Origin of the sequence: Glutamicibacter sp. V16R2B1, assembly GCF_005774635.1 — a bacterium.
Lineage (GTDB): Bacteria > Actinomycetota > Actinomycetes > Actinomycetales > Micrococcaceae > Glutamicibacter > Glutamicibacter creatinolyticus.
In genome coordinates this window covers 1-2,475 of record NZ_VATX01000071.1, presented here as the reverse complement: position 1 = coordinate 2,475, position 2,475 = coordinate 1, and the positions used below count along the sequence as shown (strand labels likewise).

General features: G+C 70.8%; 1 protein-coding gene and 1 pseudogene. Both read left to right on the top strand.

The annotated features are described in order from the left end of the window. Positions 1-357, top strand: a pseudogene (locus tag FDN03_RS16665) (hypothetical protein); the annotation flags it as partial. After that, the gene (locus FDN03_RS17005) at positions 354-2,453 is read left to right on the top strand and encodes an NlpC/P60 family protein (RefSeq protein WP_283205500.1); all 2,100 of its coding nucleotides are present in this window, start codon (positions 354-356) and stop codon (positions 2,451-2,453) included. The pseudogene FDN03_RS16665 and the gene FDN03_RS17005, both read left to right, overlap by 4 nt. Positions 2,454-2,475 lie beyond the last annotated feature (22 nt).

The following is a 2,475-nucleotide window of genomic DNA, read 5'->3' as shown; positions in this document are numbered from 1 at the left end:
ATCGTCGTCACCGGACGGCCCGTACCCCCGAAGTCGATCCCCGCGCCCCGCCCAGCACCCGCACCGCGGCCCGCAGTCGAGCCGGCCGGCGCGAAGGCTGCGGCGGCGCTCCCCGCCGCCCCCAGGACGGACGGGAAGGTGGTGCCCATCGGCACCAAAACCATCGCAGGCACCAAGAAGGCGACGGTGTTCGCCGAGTGGGAGGCGTTGGAGAAGAACGGCCGTGACCTCTCCGAACCCGGCTTCAACCAGGCCGTCGCCGACAAGCACGGCGTCAGCCTCCGCTCCGTCGAGGGCTGGAAGAAGGAGTACAAGCAGCAGAAGAACACCACCCGCGCCGCCAGCGGTGCGGGATGAGCCGCCTCACCGCCCGTGCCGCCGCGGTCATCCTCGCCGTCGCCGCGGCGGTCGGGCTCCTCCTCCCAGGCGCCGCACGAGCCGACGGTCAGAACCCGCTCGCCCCCGTCCTCCAGTTCATGCACGACCAGCTCGGCAAGCCCTACGTGTGGGCCGCGAACGGTCCAGACGCCTGGGACTGCTCGTCCCTCGTGCAGGCCGCCTACCGCACCATCGGCGCGACCATCCCCAGGATCACCACCCAGCAGGTCAACGCCGGCCAGCGAATTGACCGGAAGGATCTGCAGCCCGGCGACCTCCTTTTCACCGAAGGCCCCCCGCCGCAGCCCGGCCACGTCGGCATGTACGTAGGCAACAACACCATCATCGAAGCGAAGGGAACCAAATACGGGGTTGTTGAAACCCCCCTCGACAAGTGGACGAACATCCTCGCGATTGTCCGCCCCAACCGGGAACACACCATCGGCGAGCTGATCACCGAAGCGGCAGCGAAAGAAGGCCTACCCCGGGCGCTCCTCGATGCGCAGATCAACCAGGAATCCGGTTACAACCCCCGCGCCGGCTCGGCAGCCGGAGCGCAGGGAATCGCCCAGTTCATGCCCGGCACATGGGCGAGCAGCGGTGTCGACGGTGACGGTGACGGCGACAAGGACATTTGGGACCCGGTCGACGCGATCCCCGCAATGGCCAAGCACATGGCGGCGCTTATCCGCGCAAACGACGGCGATGTCGGCAGGGCCCTGGCCGGTTACAACGCCGGGCAGGGAGCCGTCCAGAAGTACAACGGGATCCCGCCGTACCGCGAGACGCAGAACTATGTGCGGAGCATCCAGGCCGCGTCCGGGGTGTCCGGGCGGATCGAACTGCACCCGCAGGAGCTTCCACCGCCGCCGCTGCCGCAGCGGATCGTGGAGGAGACCGTCGACCAGGTCGTGGCCGCAGTCACCTTGCCGCCGCCGCCCTCGAACCCGGTCGAGTTGGCCCATGACATTGCGGTGGGCCTGCTCGTCGTCGGCCTTGCGGCGGCGGTGCTGCGCCGGTTCGCACCGCACCTGCGGTCCGCGGTGCGCCGGGCGTCGGCCCGGCCGCCGCGTCCCGCTGGCGGGCCCACCGCAAGGTATGTGGCCCGTGCGGCTACCGCAGCTGCCACACGCGGTGTGGTGCGGCAGGTGTATGCGGCGCGGCAGATGCGGCGCGGCACCGCATACCAGCCGACCCGGCTGGTGTCGTCCGCACCGCACCGCACCGCCGCCGGCGGGCCGCGGTGGGCGACGCACCGCAATCCGCGCCGCATGCCGCAGGGGTGGACCCCACCGCAACGGCCTCGCACCGCACCCTCCCCTACCGCAAGGGGTGGGGGCCGTGACCGCACCGCACCGCAAGGCCGCACCGCAATGCGGTGGTCGTTGCGGTGGCCGCACTTGCGGTTGCGGTGGCCCCGGTTGCGGTGGCCGCACCGCAACACCGCACCGCAATCTGCGGCGCCCACCGCAGCCGGCACCGCAAGCACCGCAACTGGCACCGCAAGCCAACCACCGCAAGCACCGCAACACCGCACCGCAACCACCGCAACCACCGCACCGCAATCGGGCACCGCAACCGCCCCCGCAGGCACCGCACCGCAACCCAGGGGAGGGGCCGCCACCGCAACTCTCATCCGCCCCGCCCCGCAACCCGTCCGCACCGCACCGCAAGGAGGAAAGGTCATGAGCCGGTTCGCGCTCCGCAAGAGGGCCCCGATCCAGATCAACCCGCTTGAGTACTTGCCGTCGTCCGCAGCCCACGCGCTGAACTTCGCCGCCCAGCTGCCCCACATCAACTGGTCGGACGGGCCGACGATCGTTGCCCTCGCCGTCTACCTCGACAACCTCGCGACCAGCCTGGCCGATGGATCCGACTGGGCTGCAGACGAAATCTCACGTCGGGCGTTCCACCCCGCAGTCGTCGCGGAGCTGCGTCGGGCCGTGGAATCCATGGGCTGGGCGGCAGACCACTTTCGGGGCGTCGCGTGGATCCTGCGCGCCGAGCACCGGGACCTGTTCGAGCTCCGGGCGTCTACCCCGGAGACCCCCATCAGTTTCGGCTCCGCCGCCTGACCCCCTCCCCCCCACCGCAACG